This window comes from Streptomyces sp. SID5785 (assembly GCF_009870065.1).
Classification (GTDB): Bacteria; Actinomycetota; Actinomycetes; order Streptomycetales; family Streptomycetaceae; genus Streptomyces.
Genome location: NZ_WWIA01001039.1, coordinates 1 through 7,506 on the forward strand (window position 1 = coordinate 1; position 7,506 = coordinate 7,506).

General features: G+C 72.2%; 7 protein-coding genes. 4 read left to right on the top strand and 3 right to left on the bottom strand.

What is annotated here, in order from left to right; genetic code table 11:
• From GTW43_RS33695 to thpR, 3 genes are all read left to right on the top strand, one after another.
• Positions 1 to 1,197 (top strand): family 20 glycosylhydrolase (locus tag GTW43_RS33695; protein WP_161305772.1); only part of this gene is annotated, 1,197 nt, incomplete at its 5' end.
• Positions 1,194 to 2,615, top strand: a complete 1,422-nt coding sequence (locus GTW43_RS33700; protein ID WP_161305773.1) for a cellulose binding domain-containing protein — start codon at positions 1,194 to 1,196, stop codon at positions 2,613 to 2,615. The genes GTW43_RS33695 and GTW43_RS33700, both read left to right, overlap by 4 nt.
• A gap of 83 nt (positions 2,616 to 2,698) precedes the next feature.
• Positions 2,699 to 3,283: an RNA 2',3'-cyclic phosphodiesterase gene (thpR, locus tag GTW43_RS33705; RefSeq protein WP_343246195.1), complete on the top strand. Its 585-nt coding sequence runs from the start codon at positions 2,699 to 2,701 to the stop codon at positions 3,281 to 3,283.
• Here thpR and GTW43_RS33710 read toward each other — a convergent pair.
• The 3 genes from GTW43_RS33710 to GTW43_RS33720 form a co-directional block, all read right to left on the bottom strand.
• Positions 3,241 to 3,942, bottom strand: coding sequence for an SGNH/GDSL hydrolase family protein (locus tag GTW43_RS33710; protein WP_161305774.1), 702 nt, complete (start codon positions 3,940 to 3,942; stop codon positions 3,241 to 3,243). The genes thpR and GTW43_RS33710 overlap by 43 nt on opposite strands.
• A 77-nt stretch (positions 3,943 to 4,019) precedes the next feature.
• Complete coding sequence (locus tag GTW43_RS33715; RefSeq protein WP_161305775.1) at positions 4,020 to 5,366, bottom strand: glycoside hydrolase family 71/99-like protein; 1,347 nt, start codon at positions 5,364 to 5,366, stop codon at positions 4,020 to 4,022.
• Position 5,367: 1 nt separating this feature from the next.
• Positions 5,368 to 6,180 (bottom strand): SGNH/GDSL hydrolase family protein, encoded by an 813-nt coding sequence (locus GTW43_RS33720; protein WP_161305776.1) that lies wholly within the window; start codon positions 6,178 to 6,180, stop codon positions 5,368 to 5,370.
• 658 nt (positions 6,181 to 6,838) lie between these two features.
• On the opposite strand from GTW43_RS33720, the gene GTW43_RS33725 reads away from it, so the two are divergent.
• Positions 6,839 to 7,495, top strand: coding sequence for a ThuA domain-containing protein (locus GTW43_RS33725; RefSeq protein ID WP_161305777.1), 657 nt, complete (start codon positions 6,839 to 6,841; stop codon positions 7,493 to 7,495).
• The last annotated feature ends 11 nt before the right edge of the window (positions 7,496 to 7,506 follow it).

Here is a 7,506-nt window from a genome sequence, read left to right on the forward strand (position 1 = left end):
CTGCTGCTGCCCTGCGTCGAGATCACGGACGTGCCGCGCCACCGCTGGCGCGGGTTCATGCTCGACGTGGCCCGGCACTTCCAGCCGGTCTCCCTGCTGCGCCGCTACGTCGAGCTGCTCGCCCTGCACAAGATCAACGTGCTGCAGCTGCACCTCACCGACGACCAGGGCTGGCGGCTCCCCGTCCCCGGCTACCCGCGGCTCACGGAAGTCGGCGGCCGGCGCGCCGAGTCGATGGTCGGCCCCGCGGGGTCGACGGTCTTCGACGGGGTCCCGCACGAAGGGGCGTACACCCGGCGGGAGCTGACGGATCTGGTCGCCCACGCCGCGGCGCACGGCGTGACCGTCGTGCCGGAGATCGAACTGCCGGGCCACGCGCGGGCGGCGATCGCCGCCTACCCGGAACTCGGCACGGTGCCCGGCCGCCCGGTCGACGTGTGGACCCGCTGGGGCGTGTGCGACACGGTCCTCGGCGTGCACGAACCGGTGTTCGCCTTCTGCCGTGCCGTCCTCGACGAGGTCCTCGACATCTTCCCCGCACAGCACGTGCACATCGGCGGGGACGAGTGCCCGACGACCGAGTGGGCGGCGAGCCCGGCGGCGCGGGCGCGGGCCGCCGCCGAGGGCCTCGCGGACACGGACGCGCTGCACGGCTGGTTCCTGCGGCGCGTCGGCGAACAGCTCCTGGAGCACGGGCGCACCCCGGTGGCCTGGGCGGAGACGGGCGAGGGGCTGCCGCCCGAGTTCACCGTCATGACCTGGCGCGAGCCGGAGCACACCCGTATCGCCCTGAAGCGCGGCCACCGGGTGATCAGCGCCCAGCATCGCGCCGCCTATCTGGACTACGCCCAGACCGGCTCCCCGGACGAACCGCCCGCCCAGCCGGGCGCCGTGGTCGACCTCCCGGCCGTGCACGGACACGCACCGCCGTCGGAGCCGGGCGCACCCGGCGAACTCATCGGCATGCAGGCGCAGTTGTGGTCCGAGTTCGCCGTCACCCCCGCGCAGGTGGACCGCCTCGTCTTCCCCCGGCTCTGCGCGTTCGCCGACCGTGCCTGGCACGGCTCCCCGTCCTGGTCCGGCTTCCAGGGCCGGCTCGTCGCACACTCCGCCCGGCTCGCCGCACTCGGTGTGCGGCACGGACCGCTCCACCCGCATGTGACCGCCCCCCACCGTTCCGGAAAGGAACCGTCATGAGAAGGACCCGCACACGTTCGTTCGGCAGGACCCTCACCTGCGCCGTCGCCGTCGTGCTCGGCTGCGCCGGGCTCACGGCGCTGCCCGCGAGCGCCGACACCGCGGCCGACGGCCTCACGGTCCAGTACCACACCGGCTCGACCGGCACCGACCAGGCCGAGCCCTGGCTGAAGGTCACGAACACGTCCGACGCGTCGATCAGTCTGAGCGACGTCAAACTCCGCTACTACTTCTCGTCCGACGGCGGGGCGAGCTACCGCTTCGCCTGCTCGTGGGCGGTGAAGGGCTGCGGCAACATCACCGGCACCTTCGGCACGCTCGACCACCCGACGGCCGACGCCGACCGGTACCTGGAGATCGGGTTCACGTCCGGCGCGGGCTCGCTCGCGCCCGGCGCCGACACGGGCGATCTCCAGCTCCGCTTCCACCGCTCCGACTGGCAGCCGCTGGACCAGAGCGACGACTACTCGTTCGGCGCCACGCAGGCCTCGTTCGCGAACTGGTCGAAGGTCACCGCGCAGCTCGACGGCTCGGTCGTCTGGGGCTCCGCACCCGAGGGCAACGACCCGACCGACCCCACGGACCCGCCCACCGACCCGCCGGGTGACGGCGCGACCCTCTTCGACGACTTCGACTACGCGGCGTACGACGACCCGAAGATCTCGGCGAACGGCTGGAGCGTCCGCTCCAACTCCGGTGGCCCCGGCGTGCCCGGGGCCACCTGGGCCCCCGAGAACGTGACGTTCTCCGCGGCGGGCGGCAACTCGGTGATGAACCTGGCGACGTCCACCTCGGGCACCGGAGAGAGCACGAAGCAGACCGAAGTGCTCACCAAGGCCCTGAAGTTCAAGAACGGCACGTACGCGGCGCGGGTCAGGTTCAGCGACGCTCCCCGCAGTGGCGGGCCCGACGGGGACCACCTCGTGCAGACGTTCTTCACCATCAACGACCTCAAGGCCCCGATGGCGGACGACTACTCCGAGTACGACTTCGAGTACCTCCCCAACGGCGGCTGGGGCGAGGCGTCGAACATCCTGTACACGACGTCGTGGGAGACCTACAACCCCGACCCGTGGCAGGCCGTCAACCAGCACACGGAGGGCCGACAGAGCTACGACGGCTGGCACGACCTGGTGCTGACCATCGACGACAGCACCATCCGCTACTACATCGACGGCACGCTGTTCGGCACGCACGACGCCCAGTACCTCCCCGAGCGGCCGATGTCGATCAACTTCAACCAGTGGCTGATCGACTTCGGCGGCCAGTCCAGCACGAGCCCCCGGACGTACGACCAGCAGGTCGACTACGTCCTGCACGTCAAGGACCAGGTGCTGACCCCGGCGCAGGTGGCGGACAGGGTCTCCGCCTACCGCACGGCGGGCACGTCCTTCGAGGACAGCGTGCCCGGCGCCTGACCGCCCCGTCCGGAGTCCGCGCGCGTGGCCGCGCGGACTCCCCGGTGTGACGGAAGGCGACCCGATGGGGTACGACATCACCCGTGACCGAACTGCCCGAGCCCGCCGTGATGCGCGCGTTCATCGCCCTCGCCCCGACCGACGCCGCGAAGGACGAGCTGGCGCACGCCCTGCGCCCGGCCTACGCCGCCTTCCCCGACCTGCGGTGGAACCGCATCGAGGACTGGCACATCACCCTGGCCTTCCTCGGTGAGCTGCCGGTGTCCACCGTGCACGGTCTGCGCCGTCCGCTCGCCGCCCTGGCGGCCGTGCGGCCCTCCCTCGAACTGGGCCTGCGCGGCGGCGGCCACTTCGACGAGCGCGTGCTCTGGAGCGGCGTCGACGGCGACCTGGCGGGCCTGCACACGCTGGCCGACGCCGTCCGTGGCCAGGTCACCGCCGCCGGGATCACCGTCCCGTGGCGCCCTCTGCGCCCCCACCTGACCCTGGCCCGCGCCCGCCGCTACGACACCGCGTCAGTCCCCAAGGCCGCGGCGGGCCTGGACGACTTCACCGGCACCCCCTGGCGCACCGCCCGCCTCCATCTGGTCGGCAGCACCACCGGGCCCGACGCGGGGCCGCGCCGTTACGGGGACATCGAGGCGTGGGAGCTGGCCGGGAGCGGGTGAGCAGGGGTGCCCGGTGCCAGCGCCGACGGCACGGAGCGCAGGGCCTCGTGCCACACCTGTGCCATCTTGTCGTGGCCCGAGCGGCTGGGGTGCACCCCGTCGGCGAGGTCCGCCGGGGTCAGCGCGTCGTGCATCGGCACCAGGTGCACACGCGGCCCGGCTGCGGCCACGACATCGGGAAGTGCCCTGTTGTAGGCCGCGATGCGCCGGGCGCGGGCGGCTGTGGGCTGGGGCGGGATCGTGGCGACGAACACCTCGCCGTCCGGGAGCGCCTGCCGCACATGAGCCAGCAGCCGGGCGAGGCGGGCGGGTGCCTGAGCGGTGTCGTAGTTCTGGTTCATGTCGTTGGTGCCGATCAGCAGCAGCACGGTGTGCGGGACGCAGTCGCGCAGCCAGCCGTGGACGTGGGCGTCCACCTGGTCGACACGCCATCCGGTGTGGCCCTCGTGGCGGCGTGTGACCAGGGACCGCGGGCCGTTGGCGAGGGAGCCGACGAACTCGACGGCATGGCCGTCGGCCGACAGCAGCCGCCGGAGGCGGACGCGATAGCCGCCCGGGTAGGCCCGGTGCCCGTCGGTGATGGAGTCGCCCAGCGGCATGATGCGGACGCGCCCGGCGGGTGCGGCGTCCTGGTCGGTCGGGTGGTTCGGCGCGGTCATGGTGGCTCCCTGCGCGCTCGTGCGGTCGAAGGCCGTGGACGGAGGGCGTCGGGTCTCCTCCGCCCACGGCGGCTCGCTCAGACCTGGGGCGGGATCGGCACCGTCGGGGTGATGCCGGTCGAGCCGTTGATCATCTTGGTCGCGGCGCCTGCCAGGCGCAGGTAGAAGTCGGACGAGACGCTGGTGCCGTCGGCGTCCAGGGTGAGGAAGTACTGGTCGCCCGGGATCATCGAGCGGTCCGCCGCCGCGGGTGCGATCGCGGTGGCCTCGTCGTACTCGTCGAACATCGCGACGAACGCCGACCGGGTGCCGCACCGGGCGACCGCCACGGCCTGCTGCCACATGAAGTCGCCCGCCCTGCGGGGAATCTCGTTGCGCGGCGAGCCCTCCTTCCAGTTGGACCAGGCGAACCCGGGATAGATCACCGGCTGGTACGCCTGGCCGTTGGCCCGCAGCCGGGCCATGTCGTCGTCGAACTGCTGCTGGTCGACGGACGGATTACCGACGTTCCACGGCGACACCATGTCCAGGGCCGCGTAGACGGGGCCGAAGCCCGGCTTGGCATTGGCGTCGGTGCGCCACCCCCGGGGGACGCCCCCGATGACGTAGGCGCCCTGGCTCTTGAACCAGTTGACGAGTTCCAGACTGCTCTGGACGGTCCCCGGACGATTGGTGAAGCCGAGGCCCCACAGGTGCACGACGGGCTTGCCGCCCTCGTGCGTGTACGCCGGCGAGTCGGGCAGGTGCAGCGAGCCCTTGATGGTGTCGGTCCAGTCCTTCTGGAGCGTGGACACCAGGTTCGTGTCGTCGAGGCCGCTGATGTCGTACTCGACGTAGAAGCCGCGGCCGTACTTCTGCGCCGCGTCCCGGGCCTTGCCGTGGATGTCGTTGCGCTGCCGGTAGCGCGGCTGGTCGACCGCGCGCACGTCGCTGCCGAACCGCTGCAGGGCCGCGCCGTCGATCCCGTGCTGCTGCATCCAGTGGAAGTGCTGGTCGATGACAGCCGTGGAGTACGAGCTGAACAGGGTGGCGGGGCTGCCGTTGCCCAGCGCCGCGTAGCCGGTCCGGAAGAGGGAGTCTGCGGGGTACACCGACGTGTCCGGATAGAGCTCGAAGGTCTGGTTGCCGGGGGAGGGTGTCGTGCCCGCAGCCCAGTGCGTCCAGGCGTTGACCGGGGAGCCGTCGCCGGCCGCGGCGAACCAGCCCTGGTACCCGACGTACACCTTTCCCTGCACCGCGTCGGCCGCGGCGAAGCGCCGCCGCTTCTTGGGGGCGGGGTCCTCGTCCGCGGCCCGCGTGGTCCGCGCGGTCTGCGCGTCGGCCGACGTGAGACCGCCGACGCCGGCCCAGGCCGCGGCGCCTGCCGCGCCCAGGGCACCGGCGCCGCGCAGGAACCTTCGCCGGTCGTGGGAGTGTTCAGCCATGTCAGCTCCTTGCTCGGGATGGTCCGGACGGTCGGCTCCGTGTGGTGCTCCGCAGGGGTTCGAGGGAGCCGGGGACGGCGCGCAGCGCCTCGTACCAGACGGCGGCCATCTTTGCGTAGCCGGCCTGCGTCGGGTGGATGCCGTCGGCGAGATCCGCCGTGGTCAGGGCGTCGTACATCGCCACGAGGTGCGTCTGCGGCCCCTTGGCGGCCACGACCTGCGGGATCGCCGCGTTGTACGCCCTGACTCTGCTCTCCAGCGTGGCGTTGGACTGCGGAGGGACGGTGGCGACGAGGAGTTCGCAGCGCGGAGCCGCTGCCCGGATGTGGTCGATGAGCCGCGCCAGGCGGTCCGGCGCGTGCGCGATGTCGTGGTTCTGGTTGAGGTCGTTGGTGCCGATGAGCAGGAGGACGGTGCGCGGGTCCGCCGGTGGGAACCAGGCGTCGATGTTCGCGTCCAACTGGTCGATGCGCCAGCCGGAGTGCCCTTCGTGGTCGTGATCCCCCAGCTCGGCCGGGCCGTTGGACTGCGAGCCGACGAAGTCCACGGTGTGGCCGTCGGCGGTCAGTCGCTGCCACAGGCCCACCCGGTACCCGCCGGGGTACGGGGTGAATCCGTCGGTCAGGGAGTCGCCGAGCGGCATCACGCGGACACCGCCGGCGGACTCCGGCCCGACGGAGCGGGACGCGGCTGACGGGGACGCGAGGGAGGGGGACGCGGCGGAGGCCGACGCGGAGTTCGCGCCGAGAAGGAGTCCGGCCGCGGCGAAGGTGGCCCCGAGGAGGGCCTCGCGTCTGGACAGGGCGGTGTTCATGGGAACTCCTGCTCAGGGGGGTGGGCGGCGGGTGGGGCGAGGTGCGTGCGCCTCGGACAGGGGCGCCGCTGAGCGCCACGGGCGCCATGGCGTCACTGGGCGGACATGAAAGTCCATCCTCTTGACTTAAGTCAATGCGCTCGACATGACCAATTCCCCTTCGCTTCGAGCGAGTTGTCACCACGACCGGACTCGGCACCGCAACGGGTGGGCCTCTCGACGAGCGCCCTCCTCTGATGCTCCGGACGGCCCGGAAGAGCCGGAGGGCCCCGATCACCAACTCCCTGCCAGGCGTGTCCTACCTGGAGAAACGCGCCCCGTCGCCGGGTGCGGACAGCGACCGCGGGCAGGGGACGAGGCGCCGCGGCCGCGCAGCCGCTCCGCAGCAGATCCCGCCCTCCTCCGGCGCCGGCGAACTTCCCTCCCCGCCCGTCCAGTTGCGCCACCGGCCCGAGGGGCACCGGCTCGGCGCCGCACAGCCGAACAGAGTTAGTACAACGTATTGACAAAGAGCTCGGCCGGTTCATACGTTCGCCCTCTCGCACCCGGCACCGTCCGGCTGCAGGCATCACGCCGCAGCAGGCTCCGCCGGGCGCCGTCCGAGCCACCCCGACAGCCGCACCCGCGTGTGCGGCGCCGATGGGAGAGTGCATCGACCGTGACCACCGACACCCGCAGGGCACTGGTCGTCCGCGGCGGCTGGGACGGGCACCAGCCCGTGACCATCAGCGACGGCTTCGTCCCGTTCCTCGAGGAACAGGGCTTCGCCGTCGAGACCGCCGAGGACCTCGCCGTGTACGAGGACGTCGAACTGCTCGCCGCCACGGACCTCGTCGTCCAGTGCTGGACCATGGGCACCATCACGGAGCGCCGGCGTGACAACCTCGCCGCCGCGGTGCGGGCCGGCACCGGGCTCGCCGGATGGCACGGCGGCATCGTCGACTGCTTCCACGACCACGGCTACCACCTGCTCACCGGCGGCACGTTCGCCATGCACCCACCGGGCTTCCACGACCACGGCTACACGATCGTGCCCGAGCGCGCCGACCACCCGGTCGTCACCGGACTCGACGACTTCGCGCTGCACTCCGAGCAGTACTGGGTGCTCACCGACCCGCACATCGACGTGCTGGCCACCACCACCTTCCCCGCCGGTGACCTGCACGACGCACCCGTGGTGATGCCCGCCGTGTGGACCAGGACCTGGGGCCGGGGCCGGGTGTTCGTCTCGACCATCGGGCACAAGCCCGACGACTTCGAGGTGCCGCAGGTGCGCACCCTGACCGAGCGGGGGCTGCTGTGGGCCGCCCGGTGACGCCCCTGCGG

Coding starts and splice junctions, on each gene's coding strand:
- GTW43_RS33710 (WP_161305774.1), bottom strand. CDS start 3,942: ATGACCGCGCCGAACCACCCGACCGACCAGGACGCCGCACCCGCCGGG.
- GTW43_RS33720 (WP_161305776.1), bottom strand. CDS start 6,180: ATGAACACCGCCCTGTCCAGACGCGAGGCCCTCCTCGGGGCCACCTTC.
- GTW43_RS33715 (WP_161305775.1), bottom strand. CDS start 5,366: ATGGCTGAACACTCCCACGACCGGCGAAGGTTCCTGCGCGGCGCCGGT.
- GTW43_RS33700 (WP_161305773.1), top strand. CDS start 1,194: ATGAGAAGGACCCGCACACGTTCGTTCGGCAGGACCCTCACCTGCGCC.